Origin of the sequence: Actinomyces sp. HMSC08A09, assembly GCF_001807465.1 — a bacterium.
GTDB lineage: Bacteria > Actinomycetota > Actinomycetes > Actinomycetales > Actinomycetaceae > Actinomyces > Actinomyces oris.
In genome coordinates, this window is sequence record NZ_KV789131.1 from 1 (window position 1) to 818 (window position 818).

General features: G+C 73.6%; 1 protein-coding gene. It reads left to right on the plus strand.

The window, feature by feature from the left end:
* Positions 1 to 144: 144 nt before the first annotated feature.
* Positions 145 to 818: HhH-GPD family protein (locus tag HMPREF3165_RS08185; protein WP_070512340.1), on the plus strand; the 674-nt coding region annotated here is incomplete at its 3' end.

Below are 818 nucleotides of genomic sequence, written 5' to 3' on the forward strand. Positions count from 1 at the left end.
CTCTCAGAAGTCATGAGACAACACAGTAGGGTAAGGGTACGAACCGGGTGCCTACCCTACGACCGCGAGGAGTGCGACGACTCTCAGCCGGCTGGTGACGAAGGCATCCGGCCTCGCCCAAGCCGTTGCCGCTACGGTGTCCCCGTGCCCGCCTGCCCCACCCCTGACGACACGCTCACTGCTGCGACCTCGGCGCAGGACGTCATGACCTGGTACGACGCCCACGCCCGCGACCTGCCGTGGCGCCGGCCCGGTACGACCCCGTGGGAGGTTCTCGTCTCGGAGGTCATGAGCCAGCAGACCCCAGTGGCCCGCGTCGTCCCAGCCTGGCAGGAGTGGATGCGGCGCTGGCCCGGCCCCACCGAGCTCGCCCAAGCCCCCACCGCTGCGGTGCTGCGGGTCTGGGGTCGCCTGGGCTACCCGCGCCGGGCCCTGCGGCTCATCGAGTGCGCCCGCAGCGTCGTCGAGCAGCACGGCGGCGTCCTGCCCGATGACCTGGACGCCCTCCTGGCCCTGCCCGGGGTGGGGGAGTACACGGCCGGTGCGGTCCTGGCCTTCGCCCACGGTCGGCGCGCCCTCGTGCTGGACACGAATGTCAGACGGGTCCTGGCCCGCGCCGTCGGCGGTCAGGCCCTTCCCGCCCCCAGCCTCAACCGGGCCGAGCGTGAGCGGGCACTGGGGCTGCTGCCCGACGACGACGCCACCGCCGCCCACTGGTCGGTGGCCGTCATGGAGCTCGGCGCCCTGGTATGCACCGCCCGCGAGCCGGATTGCGGGGCCTGCCCGTGGCAGGCCGGCTGCGCCTGGCTGGCGGCCGG